This window comes from Delftia sp. PE138 (assembly GCF_018320755.1).
GTDB lineage: Bacteria > Pseudomonadota > Gammaproteobacteria > Burkholderiales > Burkholderiaceae_C > Comamonas > Comamonas tsuruhatensis.
Genome location: NZ_JABEPN010000016.1, coordinates 1 through 12,875, shown reverse-complemented (window position 1 = coordinate 12,875; position 12,875 = coordinate 1). Strand labels below are relative to the sequence as shown.

At 64.6% G+C, this 12,875-nt stretch carries 14 protein-coding genes and 2 pseudogenes; 9 read left to right on the top strand and 7 right to left on the bottom strand.

What is annotated here, in order from left to right:
- Positions 1 to 129: 129 nt before the first annotated feature.
- The 4 genes and pseudogenes from HFGMBDPB_RS28900 to HFGMBDPB_RS28885 all read left to right on the top strand — a co-directional run bounded on the left by HFGMBDPB_RS28900 (position 130) and on the right by HFGMBDPB_RS28885 (position 3,582).
- Positions 130 to 798, top strand: a complete 669-nt coding sequence (locus tag HFGMBDPB_RS28900) for a hypothetical protein (RefSeq protein ID WP_016450337.1) — start codon at positions 130 to 132, stop codon at positions 796 to 798.
- Between the two features lie 96 nt (positions 799 to 894).
- Entirely contained in the window at positions 895 to 1,242 is a 348-nt protein-coding gene (locus HFGMBDPB_RS28895; protein WP_012203978.1) for a DMT family protein, read from the top strand.
- Positions 1,243 to 1,253: 11 nt separating this feature from the next.
- Positions 1,254 to 2,467, top strand: a pseudogene (locus HFGMBDPB_RS28890) (MFS transporter).
- A gap of 140 nt (positions 2,468 to 2,607) precedes the next feature.
- On the top strand, positions 2,608 to 3,582 hold the full coding sequence (locus HFGMBDPB_RS28885) for a DNA/RNA non-specific endonuclease (protein WP_074921685.1): 975 nt from the start codon (positions 2,608 to 2,610) through the stop codon (positions 3,580 to 3,582).
- A 357-nt stretch (positions 3,583 to 3,939) separates the two neighbouring features.
- Here the strand turns inward: HFGMBDPB_RS28885 and HFGMBDPB_RS28880 are convergent, their stop codons facing one another.
- The 5 genes from HFGMBDPB_RS28880 to HFGMBDPB_RS28860 all read right to left on the bottom strand — a co-directional run bounded on the left by HFGMBDPB_RS28880 (position 3,940) and on the right by HFGMBDPB_RS28860 (position 6,583).
- Positions 3,940 to 4,545: an ATP-dependent Clp protease proteolytic subunit gene (locus tag HFGMBDPB_RS28880; RefSeq protein ID WP_012203975.1), complete on the bottom strand. Its 606-nt coding sequence runs from the start codon at positions 4,543 to 4,545 to the stop codon at positions 3,940 to 3,942.
- Between the two features lie 78 nt (positions 4,546 to 4,623).
- The gene (locus HFGMBDPB_RS28875; RefSeq protein ID WP_046240534.1) at positions 4,624 to 4,980 is read right to left on the bottom strand and encodes an SRPBCC family protein; all 357 of its coding nucleotides are present in this window, start codon (positions 4,978 to 4,980) and stop codon (positions 4,624 to 4,626) included.
- Complete coding sequence (locus HFGMBDPB_RS28870; protein ID WP_212646761.1) at positions 4,977 to 5,291, bottom strand: ArsR/SmtB family transcription factor; 315 nt, start codon at positions 5,289 to 5,291, stop codon at positions 4,977 to 4,979. Before HFGMBDPB_RS28870 ends, HFGMBDPB_RS28875 begins: the two co-directional genes overlap by 4 nt.
- 25 nt (positions 5,292 to 5,316) lie before the next feature.
- Positions 5,317 to 5,718 (bottom strand): hypothetical protein, encoded by a 402-nt coding sequence (locus HFGMBDPB_RS28865; protein ID WP_203399853.1) that lies wholly within the window; start codon positions 5,716 to 5,718, stop codon positions 5,317 to 5,319.
- A gap of 451 nt (positions 5,719 to 6,169) precedes the next feature.
- A complete protein-coding gene (locus HFGMBDPB_RS28860; RefSeq protein ID WP_349305399.1) occupies positions 6,170 to 6,583 on the bottom strand; it encodes a winged helix-turn-helix transcriptional regulator in 414 nt (137 codons plus the stop codon).
- Between the two features lie 94 nt (positions 6,584 to 6,677).
- Here HFGMBDPB_RS28860 and HFGMBDPB_RS28855 point away from each other — a divergent pair, with 94 nt between their 5' ends.
- From HFGMBDPB_RS28855 to HFGMBDPB_RS28845, 3 genes are all read left to right on the top strand, one after another.
- A complete protein-coding gene (locus HFGMBDPB_RS28855) occupies positions 6,678 to 7,631 on the top strand; it encodes an aromatic alcohol reductase (RefSeq protein ID WP_212646760.1) in 954 nt (317 codons plus the stop codon).
- A 488-nt stretch (positions 7,632 to 8,119) separates the two neighbouring features.
- Positions 8,120 to 8,968 carry a glyoxalase III HchA gene (hchA, locus tag HFGMBDPB_RS28850; RefSeq protein WP_212646759.1) on the top strand — a complete coding sequence of 283 codons (849 nt, stop codon included), beginning with the start codon at positions 8,120 to 8,122 and terminating at the stop codon, positions 8,966 to 8,968.
- Positions 8,969 to 9,441: 473 nt separating this feature from the next.
- Positions 9,442 to 9,594, top strand: a complete 153-nt coding sequence (locus HFGMBDPB_RS28845) for a hypothetical protein (RefSeq protein WP_212646758.1) — start codon at positions 9,442 to 9,444, stop codon at positions 9,592 to 9,594.
- A 289-nt stretch (positions 9,595 to 9,883) separates the two neighbouring features.
- On the opposite strand, the gene HFGMBDPB_RS28840 is transcribed toward HFGMBDPB_RS28845, so the two are convergent.
- Together HFGMBDPB_RS28840 and HFGMBDPB_RS28835 are read right to left on the bottom strand one after the other, a co-directional pair.
- The gene (locus tag HFGMBDPB_RS28840) at positions 9,884 to 11,806 is read right to left on the bottom strand and encodes a hypothetical protein (protein ID WP_212646757.1); all 1,923 of its coding nucleotides are present in this window, start codon (positions 11,804 to 11,806) and stop codon (positions 9,884 to 9,886) included.
- A 41-nt stretch (positions 11,807 to 11,847) separates the two neighbouring features.
- Complete coding sequence (locus tag HFGMBDPB_RS28835; RefSeq protein WP_212646756.1) at positions 11,848 to 12,009, bottom strand: hypothetical protein; 162 nt, start codon at positions 12,007 to 12,009, stop codon at positions 11,848 to 11,850.
- A 50-nt stretch (positions 12,010 to 12,059) separates the two neighbouring features.
- Here HFGMBDPB_RS28835 and HFGMBDPB_RS29865 point away from each other — a divergent pair.
- Positions 12,060 to 12,359: pseudogene (locus HFGMBDPB_RS29865) on the top strand (IS30 family transposase); the annotation flags it as partial.
- Between the two features lie 279 nt (positions 12,360 to 12,638).
- A partial coding sequence (locus tag HFGMBDPB_RS28830; protein ID WP_249343495.1) for a transposase occupies positions 12,639 to 12,875 on the top strand: 237 nt, incomplete at its 3' end.

Genomic DNA, 12,875 nt, shown 5'->3' with positions numbered 1-12,875 from the left:
ACACCCCCTGTCGCCATCTCGGACACATGGCCCGCATCAGCGACCGCAAGCCCTTGATTTCATGAGGTTTCCGGATGGCATGGCGCTTGCATTGGACTGTGCATGTCCATCGCCAACCCAGGAGCCATCATGACCCGTCTCACCCTTTCTTCCGCCGCCCTGTGGCTGGGTGCCAGCGCACTGAACGCGCATGCCGCCCCGCCCCTGCCTGCCCACGGCCCTGGCGCGCCCCACGCGGCCATGCCGCACGCGCAGGCCGTGCTCGAGAGCCCAGTCGCCCGGCTGCTCACCAACCCTTACGGGGAAGTGGACGGGTTGCGCCTGACCGATGGCACGGTGGTCCGGTTCCCACCCCACATGGCCGATGCGCTGACGACCGCCGTGAAGGTGGGCGACACGGTGCGCATCATCGGCCGCAGCGAAGCCGGTGGTGCGGTCAAGGCCGACGCCATCGTGAACACCGCCACCGGCCAGACCGTGTATGACCAGCCACCGGAGCCCGGCCGCGCCCGCCCCATGCCCCCGCACCTGCGCATGGCCGGACTGCAGACGCAGCAGGCCCAGGGCCGCATCGAGGCCGTTCTCACCGGCCCGCGCGGCGATGCCAACGGCGTCATCCTGTCCGACGGCGCCATCGTGCGCTTTGCCCCCCATGCGCTGCAGCAGCCGTTGCAGCAGGGCCAGCTTCTTGCCGCCTCGGGCCTGGGCACGCGCAACGCGCACGGCACCTCGCTGGAGGCCATCAGCATGGGTGCGAGCCTGTCGGACCTGCAGCCGCTGTACGACCGCGCGCGCTGACGCCACCGCCCGGCCACCGGGGCCGGGCGGGTTCCTGCCCCTTCCTGGTTTCCTGCTTCCCTGCTGCCCTGCTCTCCCGCTTTCACCGAGCCCGCCATGTCCCCCAAGATCGCCCCCGTCCTGCTGCTGCTGATCTCCAACGTCTTCATGACCTTCGCCTGGTACGGGCACCTGAAGTTCGAGAACCGGCCGCTGTACCTCGTCATCCTGGTGAGCTGGCTGATCGCGCTGGCCGAGTACTGCTTCGCCGTGCCTGCCAACCGGCTCGGCCATGAGGTCTACAGCGCGGCCGAGCTCAAGACCATCCAGGAGGTGATCACGCTGGTGGTGTTCGCCGTCTTCTCCGTGCTCTACCTGGGCGAGAAGCTCACCCTCAACCACCTGGTAGGCTTCGGCTTCATCTGCCTGGGCGCCTTCTTCGTGTTCAAGGGCCCTTTGCGCTGAAGGAAGCCGCCATGCACCGCACGCACCACCATGCGCGGCGCTGGCTGCCGGGGCTCCACTTCTTCCTGGCCGATGTGCGCGACGCGGCCTGGGCCCCTTCCTGGGCGTCTTCCTGCTCGCCCAGGGCTGGCGGCTGGACGACATCGGCTACGTCATGGCCCTGGGCGGCATCACGGGCATGCTGGCCACCACGCCGCTGGGCGCGCTGGTCGATGCCTCGCGCCGCAAGCGCAGGCTGCTGGCAGCGGCCATCGCCCTGCTGCTGGCGGGCAACCTGGCCATCTGGATCGCACCGTCGCTGGCCGTGACGGCGGCATCGCAGGTCATCACCGGCGTGGTCGCGGCCTTGATCGCCCCCTGCCTGCTGGGCATCACGCTGCAGATCACCGGCCATACGGACCTGCCCCGGCAACTGGGCATCAACGAAGCCTGGAACCACGCCGGCAACGTGGCCACGGCCGCACTGGCGGGGGCCATGGGCCTGCGCTGGGGACTGCCTTCCGTCTTCGTGCTCATGGCCCTGATGGGCTGCGCCTCGCTGGCCTGCCTGGCGCTGATGCGGCTGGATGAAACCCCGCAAGACACGCCGCCCCCAGAGCAGGCCGGGCCTTGCGCACCCGGCCTGATACACGTGCTCACGGGCACGCCGGCGCTGCGGGTGCTGGCCGTGGCCATGCTGCTGTTCCACCTGGGCAATGCCGCCATGCTGCCGCTGCTGGGCCAGGCCGCCGTGGCGCGCGGCCATGCCAACCCCAGCGGCTTCACGGCGCTGACCATCATCGTGGCGCAACTGGTCATGATCCCCATGGCCCTGCTCGCCGGGCGCCACGCCCAGCGCAGCGGCTACTGGCTGCTGGTCAAGGCGGCCCTGCTGTCGCTGCCGCTGCGCGGCCTGGTCGCCGCCACCTGGGGCTCCGACTGGGCGCTGATCCCCGTGCAGGTGCTGGACGGCGTGGGCGCCGGGCTGCTGGGCGTTGCCCTGCCGGGCCTGGTCGCGCAGACGCTGCGCGGCACCGGCCACGTCAACGCGGGCCTGGGCGCCGTGATGACGCTGCAGGGCCTGGGCGCGGCCGCCAGCCCGGCACTGGCGGGCTGGATCGCGCAGCGCTTCGGCTTTGATGCGGCCTTTCTTTCGCTGGGCGGCATCGCGGTGCTGGCGCTGGCGCTGTGCTGGTTCGGCGCGCCGTCCGAACACCGGACGGCCCGTCTCCAGCCCAAGGCCTGAGGACCGGCAGCGCACGGCTCGCTTTCGGAGCACCTGGACACATTTGGGGGCCTGGAAACATAGGAGAATTCCTAGGACCCGAACCAGAACCCGCGCCATTGCGGACTTGCCTCCCTGCGGCCAGCGCCTGCCGCCCCCGAATGACAGTCAAGAACAAGAAGCCTTCCGCGCGCAAGCGCAGTTCCTCCCCCGCCTCCAAGAAGAAAGCCTCCGGCCGCAGCGGCCGCAGCGGACTGTGGCGCTCCGTGATCGCCGCCGTGGTCGCGGCAGCGGGCACCTTCCAGATCGCCAGCTGCAGCCTGGACCCGAACTGGCATCCCAAGCTGCCCGAGCCGCCCCTGCTGTCCACCCTGCCCATCCCCGGGCTGGAGCACCTGCGCAAGCAGCCGGAGACAGGTTCGGGCACGGCCTCCGGTGGTGGCAGCCCGCCTGCCGGCAGCCTGGCCACGGGCTTTTCGCACTGCCGCGATTTCTTCCCCGGTGGCGAGCCCCCTGCCCTGCAGGTCCAGCCCCTTCAGCGCGAGCTGTGCTTCAGCGCCTTCGCCGTGCTGCACAGCGGACAGACCAAGACGCCCGTCTTCGTGGTGGAGCGCCTGAACCGCCAGTTGCTGGAGCAGGGCCAGGGCCTCAAGCGCAGCGACAAGTTCTATGCCGATGCCCGCCTGCCCCGCGCCGAGCGTGCCGAACTGGACGACTACCGCCGCTCCGGCTACTCGCGCGGCCACATGGCGCCGGCCGGCGACATGTACTCGCCCGAGGCCATGGCCCAGAGCTTCAGCCTGGCCAACATGGTTCCCCAGGACCAGACCCACAACGGCGGCGTCTGGAGCAAGGTCGAGCAGGACACGCGCCGCTATGCCCAGCGCGCCAAGGGCGATGTCTACGTCTTCACCGGCCCGGTGTTCGACGGCCAGCCCCTGACCATCGGGCCGGGCAAGGTCCATGTGCCCAGCCATATCTTCAAGCTGGTCTACGACGCGAGCACGGGGCGTGCCTGGGCGCACTGGCAGGCCAATAGCCCGGATACGCGGATGAGTGCGCCCATCAGTTATGAGGAGTTCACTCGGAGGACGGGGATGCCGTTGTTGGCGGGGGTGATGAGGGGGCGGGGTTAGCCTTCTGGCGTGGGCCAGGGTCCGTCTTTGCCCCTGCCGGGTGGTTTTCGTTCGAGGCCGGGTCTCGGCCCGGCGGCCGACCTACCTTTCTTTGATTCGTCAAAGAAAGGTAGGCCAAAGAAAGACGACCCGAATGTCTGCGACCCCTTCGCTTCGCTACGGGGCAACCTGCGTCGTGGCGGTTGCGGGGTTCGCCGTGAAACTCACTTCGCGCTGCGCGCTACGTTCAAACATCACGGCGAGTCAGATGACGAAGCAAGCCTGTCCTTCGGCAGGCTTGCAACCCCGCAACCGCCACGCCGCAGGCGCGGACATACGGGAGTGGGGAGAAAGGCAGCCGCTCGCTGGCGCGGCGGCTCAGGGGGTTGCCGTGCGCCGGTCCAGGACCTTGTCTATCAGGCCCCATTCGCGGGCTTCTTCTGCGGTCATGAAGCGGTCGCGGTCCAGGTCGCGTTCCACCTCTTCGTAGCTGCGGCCGCAGTGCTGGGCGTACAGGCGTGTCACGCGGTCCTTGGTGCGCAGCATTTCCTCGGCATGGATGCGGATGTCGGAGGCCTGGCCCTGCACGCCGCCCAGCGGCTGGTGCACGTGCAGGCTGGCGTTGGGCAGGGCCATGCGGTGGCCGGGCTCGCCGGCCATGAGCAGGAAGGAGCCCATGGAGCGCGCCGTGCCCATGCACAGCGTGTGCACGGGTGACTTGATGAACTGCATGGTGTCGTACATGGCCAGCCCGCTGGTGATCACCCCGCCCGGCGAGTTGATGTAGAGGTGAATGGGCTTGTCCGGGTTCTCCGCCTCCAGGAACAGCAGTTGCGCGCAGACCAGGGCAGAGACCGCGTCGTTGACCTCGCCGTTGAGAAAGATCACGCGGTCGCGCAGCAGGCGCGAGTAGATGTCGAAGGACCGCTCTCCGCGCGCCGACTGTTCGACAACCATGGGGACGAGCATCATCGATTCGCGCATGGGCGAACTCCTGTGTGTGGTGGTGAAAAAGAAAGGGCTGCGGCCCTGCGCCGCATGCCCCGTTGCCCGGGCAGGGTTTCAGGTCGCGTACATCAGGAAGCCGCCGTCGTTGGCCGCCTCCCTGGCCGGCTGTACTCGCGCATCGGTCAGCACATGGACGATGCGCAGCAGCGTGCCGCCATCGGCGCCGGGGCTGATCTGCAGGTCCACCGTGCTTTCAAGAAAGGGAGGCTCCGCCTCGCGCAGCCGCAGGCGCAGTTCCTGCTGCGGCACCTGCCGCAAAGGCTCGGCATGCTCGGTGCCCGGCAGCCAGTGCGCGCGCAGCTCGGGAATGCTCAGGGCGCGCCAGACCTTCTCGGGCGGAGCGTCCAGCGCGTACTCCTGCACCAGCTCGCGGGCCGCATCGTCGGTGTCCATATCGCTCATCTTGTTCATTGGTCCATGTCCTTGAGCAGGCCCTTGAGTGCACCCACGCGCTGCGGCCAGTAGGCGCGGTACTTCGCCAGCCAGCCCGCAATCTGCGCCAGCCCTTCGGGATCGACCTCGTAATGCATGAAGCGCCCCTGCCGCTGCTCGCTCACCAGCCCCGCATTGCGCAGCACGGCCAGATGCTGGGACATGGCCGACTGGCTGATATCCATCCCCTCGCGCAGCGCGCTGGCATGCATGCTGCCAGCGGCCAGCTTCTCGAAGATGGAGCGGCGCGTAGGGTCGGCCAGGGCCTTGAAAATGTCGTTCTCGGGCATGGCGACACTTTAGCAACCACTTATTTCAAACGCAAGCCCCGCACGCCAATCCCGCCGCCACGCCCTCATCCGCAAACCGCTTGGCCGCCTTGAGCAGATAGCTCACGGCATAGAGGATGGGGTCGTCGGCCTCGTCGCCATTCAGATGGTCCACCACCTCGATGGCATAGCCCAGGTTCACCGCCGTGTCGTGCAGCAGGCCCAGCAATTCCTTGTCCTGCGGCTCCAGCGACTGCGCCTGATCGGCCTTCACGTAGTAGATGCGCAGCAGATCGCGGCACACGCAATTGATGGCCGTGACCTTGTGGCGAGCGTGCAGGTCCAGCACATCCAGCGCGGCGCCCATGTGCAGAACGGCGTCGATGGCGAGGTCGTCGAGCCGAGGCGCGGCAGAAGCAGCCGTTGAAGGATCGGGATGATGAGGCATCCTGCGATGCTCGTTGAATCGGCGAGGGGCGTCTCTACGGAATTCGTAGAACGGAAGGCAAGCTGGGATGGTTGTCTTCGGCTTGGACACGACGATGGCGGCCACCCGTGGAAAAGTCTCACCGGATTGCGCAAATCCTCGGAGTGCCGACTGCCTACCTTTACTGCGAGGACGATGATCTTGCTGAAGTGATCCTGGCGTGGAGCACGCTTGCTCGCGGCGGTCGGGCGCAGGAGAAAAAAGCTGTATTGGGGTTGGTGGCTGGGCGGCAGGGCGAACAAACGGCAGCCCCTATGACGGCATGTTGGCAGGATTAAGCGACAAGGGATCGCTGCCTGCGTATTGATGTCGTCAAGGCAGGCTGCTCTTTTCAGACGATGGCAAACGGCCAGAAGCTGCTGTTGGCAATGACTGCTTGGCTGACCGCTTTATTAGTCAACACCGCAGCAGCCTATGAGTCGGCATCGCAGTGAAGAGTGTCAAACGTTTGCCTAGCTTCCCGAAAGTGGTCTGCATTCTCGACGATCCACGTCCACAGCGGCACCAAGCGCAGGAGCAACTCCATGCCGTTTTCCGACAGCTCGTATTCCACCCTGGGCGGCACCTCTTCGAAGTCATGGCGCAGCACTAAGCCATCACGCTCCAACTGCCGCAGTGTCAGCGTCAGCATGCGCTGGGTGACGCCGTGCATACGCCTGCCAATCTCCGCGTGGCGCAGCCTGCCATACACCCCCAGCGTATGAAGAATGCCAAGCGACCAGCGGTTTCCGGCATGCGCAAGCACCTCGCGTCGCACCCCATCGTCATCGTCTCGCAGGCCATCGCAAACGTTCTGCGCGTATTGAAGAATTTCGTCTCGGTTCACTGTGGTTTGCTCTCGGTATCACGCGTGTGCCTTCTTACATCATCTTCGGTGCGTGGCTAGACTGCCAGAACTCTCTCAATCTCCTGTCCACACGATGAACCAATTAGACCCTAGCGCGACGTCTCGAAGCATCCTCGTCCTCGGTGCCGGCGAACTCGGCCTGCCGGTGCTTCGCAACCTCGCACGTCGTGCCAAGAGCGCGGCCGGTACCAAGATCAGCGTGCTGCTGCGCGCCAGCGCCGTGGAATCCTCCGAGCCTGCCAAGCAGCGGGATATCGCGGAGATTCGTAGCCTCGGCATCGAGATCGTCCTGGGCGACCTGGTGAAAAGCTCCATCGATGAGCTTGCCGTGGTTTTCGCGCGCTATGACACCGTGATCGGGTGCGCAGGCTATGCAGCCGGCATCAACACACCGATGAAGCTGGCGCGGGCCGCGCTGCAGTCAGGCATTCCCCGGTACTTCCCCTGGCAGTTCGGGGTCGACTTCGACGTGATCGGCCGGGGCGGCCCGCAGGACATCTTCGACGCACAGCTCGACGTACGTGAGCTGCTGCGCAGCCAGAATCAGACGGAGTGGGTCATCATCTCCACCGGCATGTTCATGAGCTACCTGTTCGAGCCCGAGTTCGGCGTCGTCGACCTGCACAACCATGCGGTCCACGCCCTGGGAAGCCTTGATACTGCAGTGACGTTGACCACTCCCGACGACATCGGCGCGCTGACGGCCGAAGTGGTGTTCGCCCAACCGCGCATCCGCAACGAGATTGTGTATCTGGCAGGCGACACCGTGACTTACGGCGAGGTGGCGGACAAGCTGGAGGCGGGCCTTGGCCGCTCTTTCACCCGGTCGGTATGGACCGAGCAGTACCTGCTGGATGAGCTGGCGCGCGACCCGCAAAACATGATGAGCAAGTACCGTGCAGCCTTTGCCCAGGGGCGCGGCATGTCGTGGGCCAAGAGCGGCACGTTCAACCAACGCCGCTCCATTCCGGTAACGGACGTGTCGTCGTGGATTCATGCCAACCTGGCATCTCGCCGCGCCGAATGATGGGGTTTAAGGCGAGCGCTTCTGGCTTCTCAGTTGGCAACGGAATCTGTCCGCAATCAGCGACGATGGCTCGAAAGCCGACTCCCGCAAACTGAAACTGAGCGACAGCAACGGGTCGCCAGCCGACTGCTGGCCGCCAGATTCAGGCTGGTTGTGCTCTGTGAACTGATGCGCAACGAGCCCGAACCTGCCATTGCCTGCAAGCGCCATTCATGCAGCAAAAGCAACTGGCTACGGAGCAAATTGCATCGAGCAATCCGAAGCCCTGAAGTGCACGTTCACCGCATCGGCCGCACAGGCCATGCCGGTCAGAAAGGCTTGGCTCCGAGTCTTGCGACGATGAACGACATGGACTCTGTCGGGGACATCGAACAGATGCAAGCGGATCGTCAACTTTGTCTGCACTGCATTGACGGAAATGCCTCACTGCCACAGGATTTTTGCCGCAGCATCGTTGGACCTTCCGCAACCTACCCGAGAGGTACCCCATGGCTGAACAAGCTACCCAGGACAAGCAACCTCAACCTGACCCGGCCGAGTTCAATGCGTTCTTTCCATCCCGCTACTCGCTCAGTCAGTTCACGTCGCCCAAGTCCGACCTGCGGGATGCCCATTACGCGACAACCTATCAAGGGAGCAAGAAGATCCTGATGATCGGCGCGGACGAGCGCTACCTGCTGACCGACAACGGCAACTTCTTTTCCACCGGCAACCATCCCGTCGAAACCTTGCTGCCCATGTACCACCTCGACAAGGCAGGCTTCGCCTTCGACGTGGCAACGGTTTCGGGAAACCCCGTCAAGTTCGAGTTCTGGGCCATGCCATCCGAAGACGAGACGGTCAAGGGCTTCTTCGACAAGTACCACCCGCAGTTCAAGCAGCCGCTGCGCCAGTCGTCTGTGCTTGCGCAGGGCCTGGAGCAATATGCAGCCATCTTCGTGCCTGGCGGGCATGGCGCACTGATCGGCCTGCCCGACAGCCGTGACGTGGGGGCGGTGCTGGAATGGGCGGCCGCCAACAACCGGTTCGTCATCTCCCTGTGCCACGGCCCTGCCGCATTCCTCGCGATTGGCGATAGCGACATCTACCGGGGCTACAAGATATGTGCCTTCCCCGACGCGCTCGACGCGCAGACTCCCGACATCGGCTACATGCCGGGTCACCTGACCTGGAAGTTCGGCGAAAGGCTCAAGGCCTTGGGAATCGAGATCGTGAACGATGGCATCTCGGGCGCCGTGCACCGGGACCGGCAACTCATCACGGGCGACAGCCCGCTGGCTGGCAATGCGCTCGGCAAGCTTGCTGCCGAAACCTTGCTCGCGGAAGTCACGGCCTGACGTGACCAGAACAGTGGAGCCGCCAGGTCACGACCGTTTCGTGTCTTTCTCGGACTCCAGCGCTCGGGACGACGCGGTGCAGCTCGACCTGCCCGAACGCACTGCGCAGCGCCGCCTGTTCGGTGAAGAGGTGGCCGGACAGCGTGGCAGCGGCTCTACAGGCATAGCTCTTCCGTCCGCAGTCAGGGTTGAGGTTCCAGCCAGCCGAAAAGGTATCTCCCTGCGGCTCGGCGAACGAATTGCCAATGGCCTTGGCCACGATGACACGGTTTCATGTGCGCACGCACCGGGGGCCTAAACTGTGCGACCTGCGCTGGGTCCCTGCGCCCACGGTAGCGCCGCCGTCATCATCGGCTCGTGAAAGTCGGCGGGCTGCGGGCATCGGTGTATGCCAAGCGCTTCCTTCCAACTCGCCCCTCCCCCGCAATCTCATAAACACCAAGACAACCGCTCCGAACCGGTACTCCGCAGCCATGCGCTGGCTGCATTGGCTACGTGCTGGCGCCGTGCTGGGCACGCTCGCCATCGGCGTCATCATGGTGAATCTGTCGGATGAGTCGCAGGCCAAGTTCGATGTGCTGTATCCCAATCACAAGCAGTTCGGCTTGCTCGCGTCGATGCGCTGACCACCCGTATGAGCGTCCCGCTGGCAGCACCTGACTTTGCGGGCATCGAAGGGTGTGACCCATCTCGGTGCATTGCCGGCTGCTGGATGTAAGCATCAGCGGGTCACGAGCACTTTGTGCGAGCAGCCAGCAGCGAGCAAAGACACCACCTCAGTGACGGTGCATTGCTGGTTCACATCAAAGCCATCCATGGCTGATGCTGCAATTCAAAGGCAGGCCCGCGCTCTTGGCCTGGGCTTGCAGCCGGGGCAGAGCGGGGGCCGTTGCAGTCCGGCTGGACCGTTGTGCCTCAGGGAGCGATGGGCATGAAGGTCAGCAGGAAGGTGGTTTCCCGGCCCACCTGATGGTAGGCCCGTTGGATCACGACAGCGCCGTCCGAGGACACCGCCAGCCGGGGCGACCAGGAGCGGATGATGGTCGACTCGTCCGGCTTGCTGCCCGCCACGGGCAAGAAGGGCGCCATGCTTCTAATCAACTGGCCGTCGGCCGCAAGTAGGTCGAATTGACCGTTGTCGCCACTGTCGATGACCATGCGGCCGTCCGCGGCCAGGACCAGGGTCGCGCCTGTCCCCTGGCGTCGTGGCAATGCTCCCAACCGTGACAGATCTTGCGTGCTCCAGGCGGAAATGCCGTTGGACTCTGGCATGAGCACCTGCTTGCCATCACGCGACACCACAAGGCCCACCGCCTGATCCAGGCGCTGCTGCGACAAGGGCGCGGTAAACGGCCGGGACAGCGACAAGCTGCCGCCATTTTCCTCGCTGTAGTCCATATCCCAGTAAAACGGCGTATTGGGCGATTTTCTGCGCGAATCCGTGGAGAAAACGCGCATGCCGTCGGGCGAAACCGCGAGATAGCTGGATTGCAGCTGGGCGCTGAAGTATGGCCACCAGCGTCCAGGCTCGGCGACCGCGCCAGCCAGTTGCTTGCCATCCGAGGCCCGAAAAATCTGCCCCGTGGTCGACACCACCAGGCCCGTACCATTCGGGCGTGCATAGGCCAGATCGATCTCTTGCTCCAGGAACTCGCCCGCTTTGAGCGGCGTCAGCGGCCAAGTCGCGGTCAGTTGGCCGGCGCGCACATCGAACACAAGGATTTGCCGGCCCGGCAAGTCCCAGACATACAGGTAGGCACCGTCGGGAGAGGCCAGCATTTTGCTCAGCCTGGCGCCCGGCGCGGACAGCGCCCCCACGCGCGCGCCCGTGTACACGTTGAACACGTCCACCGTGCCATAGCCGTTGTGGGCATAGACATGGGGCCGGATCGGGTCGGCCAGCAACTGCAGATAAGGCGTGGTCACACCATGGCCGCTGGCCAGCAGGCGCGATGCCTCCCCCCCCTTCCACAGGGCCACGACCACGGGCTGGGCGGCGGCCACGCCCGCATCGGTGGAGCTGACGGTGACCGTGGCATAGCTGATGGCATTCGTGACCAGCGCCGCAGGGTCGGCCTGGATCTGCAGCTCTTGCCCGGCCGAGCCGGACGCGGTCACGCTCAGCCAGGCCTGGTCGGAACGAGCCTGCCAGCGGCTCGCCTGACCCAGATTGTCGGACACGCGCAGCGAATGGCTCAGGCGCGAAAAGCCTGGCATGGCGCTCAGTGCCACACCCACCTCCGAGACCAGCAGCTTGTGCTCGGCGCGCGGCTTCTGCCAGGGTGTGACTTCGATCTCGTACGGCACCAGCCACGGCGAACCAGGATAGGGCCTCTGGCAGGTCTGGGGATCGTCCAGGCAGAGCTTGACCGTGAACGCACCGCGATACTTGCCCGGCTTGAGTGTCGGCAATACCGACAACCTCGCCTCATAGCGGGTGGCTTCCAGCTGGATCACCTCGGTCATCTGCGGATCGACCACGCCCTCGGTATCCACGATAGCCACATTGACCGGTTCGGCAATGGTCTTGCTGGACGTGGCCACCACGGAAATGGCCTCGGAAAAACTGCGCTCGCTCACCGTATGGGAAATCGATGCCGGGCTGAAAGTCAGCCAGGAATTGCCGACCCCGCCATCCGTACCGCCGCCTGTTCCAGGGTTACCCGTGCCCGGATTGCCCGTCCCTGGATTCCCGGTCCCCGGAGTTCCGGTTCCCGGTAGCCCCGTGCCCGGATTGCCGCCTGGCTGGCTGTCTCCCGAGCCACCTCCGCCACCGCAAGCTGACACCATACATACCGCCGACAGCAATGCAACTGACAACCATACCGGCTTGAGCATATTTTCCTTTTGCTAAACTTTTAGATACAAAGCGGCGGCGATTATGTCAAAGATTTTTCCGCCGCTATCGCTACCGGCACAAGGCGGGCGTCATGGGCCGGCTTCAATCGCGGCGCACAAAAGCTCTCTGCCAGCGCCATCACGCCGATGGCATCGGCATGCAGGAAAACGGCCACAAACTCCTCCCCATCGATACGACCCACGGCGCAGTGTGGTCTGCATCACCTTGGCCACCTGGCACAGCACATGGCATGAGCTCCACCGTCCCCCTGCTAGGGATCGCGGTACGGAAATGGCTGGTCACAAGCGCTTCACGTTGGCAACCGACATCCAGATCTACTTCTGCGACCACCACCATCCATGGCGACGGGGCACCAACGAGAACATGAACGGCTTACTCAGGCAGTATCTTCACAAAGGCCTGGGCCTGTCGGGCTAATCGCAGGAAGAACTGGATGCGATTGAAAGGCAGTTGACCCAACGTCGCAGGAAGACGCTGGCGTTTAGAACACCTGCAGAGATGTTTGATGAGTGTATTGCGTTGACCGGTTGAATCCACCCCTGACAACGGACTTGATCAGCGGCTGCTACTGCGATCTAGCTATCGTGCCAGAACGCTCATTGAGTGAAATCAACCGGGCAACTTATGGACTACTCATAGGTCTGCACAGTCGAAGTCATCCGTCGCTTCGGATTCAACGCACCAGGAACTCTCATGAGGCTGCATCAGTGGCCAATGCTCCCTTCTCGATGCCTACAGCACGCAAACGCTTAGAGCGGCTAACACCACTTGGTCAGAAGCCCCCCGCAGAGCGTTATGCTCGCTGCCCTCATGGCACGACGACCCGTAAGCAAAGAACTGTGGCGACAGCTACAACCTCTCATCCCAGCCTTCGTACCTTCCTCCAAAGGCGGTGCGCGCAAGCTCGCAGTCAGCGATGAAGCCGCCCTCAACGGCATCCTGTTTGTGTTGCAAACAGGCATTCCGTGGGAAGACCTTCCCCAATCCCTTGGGTACGGCAGCGGCATGACTTGCTGGCGCCGCCTGCGCGACTGGAACGCTGCTGGT

Coding starts and splice junctions, on each gene's coding strand:
- HFGMBDPB_RS28900 (WP_016450337.1), top strand. CDS start 130: ATGACCCGTCTCACCCTTTCTTCCGCCGCCCTGTGGCTGGGTGCCAGC.
- HFGMBDPB_RS28895 (WP_012203978.1), top strand. CDS start 895: ATGTCCCCCAAGATCGCCCCCGTCCTGCTGCTGCTGATCTCCAACGTC.
- HFGMBDPB_RS28885 (WP_074921685.1), top strand. CDS start 2,608: ATGACAGTCAAGAACAAGAAGCCTTCCGCGCGCAAGCGCAGTTCCTCC.
- HFGMBDPB_RS28880 (WP_012203975.1), bottom strand. CDS start 4,545: ATGCGCGAATCGATGATGCTCGTCCCCATGGTTGTCGAACAGTCGGCG.
- HFGMBDPB_RS28875 (WP_046240534.1), bottom strand. CDS start 4,980: ATGAACAAGATGAGCGATATGGACACCGACGATGCGGCCCGCGAGCTG.
- HFGMBDPB_RS28870 (WP_212646761.1), bottom strand. CDS start 5,291: ATGCCCGAGAACGACATTTTCAAGGCCCTGGCCGACCCTACGCGCCGC.
- HFGMBDPB_RS28865 (WP_203399853.1), bottom strand. CDS start 5,718: ATGCCTCATCATCCCGATCCTTCAACGGCTGCTTCTGCCGCGCCTCGG.
- HFGMBDPB_RS28855 (WP_212646760.1), top strand. CDS start 6,678: ATGAACCAATTAGACCCTAGCGCGACGTCTCGAAGCATCCTCGTCCTC.
- hchA (WP_212646759.1), top strand. CDS start 8,120: ATGGCTGAACAAGCTACCCAGGACAAGCAACCTCAACCTGACCCGGCC.
- HFGMBDPB_RS28845 (WP_212646758.1), top strand. CDS start 9,442: ATGCGCTGGCTGCATTGGCTACGTGCTGGCGCCGTGCTGGGCACGCTC.
- HFGMBDPB_RS28840 (WP_212646757.1), bottom strand. CDS start 11,806: ATGCTCAAGCCGGTATGGTTGTCAGTTGCATTGCTGTCGGCGGTATGT.